1 protein-coding gene is annotated in these 240 nt (G+C 62.1%); it reads right to left on the bottom strand.

Translation table 11 applies throughout. The features are described from left to right. On the bottom strand, positions 1 to 240 hold a 240-nt coding region (gene fliD, locus KVT32_RS31355), incomplete at both ends, for a flagellar filament capping protein FliD (protein ID WP_217619561.1).

Genomic DNA, 240 nt, shown 5'->3' with positions numbered 1-240 from the left:
AGCGTCATCCGGTCCTGGCTTTTTTCCAGGCTCTTCAGCGAAGCGTTCAGGCCGTCGGTGCGGGTCTTGAACAGGCCCTTCGAACCGAGCATCTCTTCGGTGACGTCGAGCAGGCGGGTGGCCACGCCGGTCTTCGCATTGAACAGGTTCGAGACGCCTTCGAAGTTGTTGGCGATCGCCGTTTCCAGCTTGGCCGGCTTCTCCAGCTTCAGGGTGCCGTCGCGCTGGAAGGCGATACCG

The organism is Achromobacter sp. GbtcB20 (genome assembly GCF_019091095.1).
Lineage (GTDB): Bacteria > Pseudomonadota > Gammaproteobacteria > Burkholderiales > Burkholderiaceae_B > Achromobacter > Achromobacter mucicolens.
The sequence above is the reverse complement of the archived record's forward strand: the minus strand, read 5'-3'. Positions and strand labels throughout refer to the sequence as shown.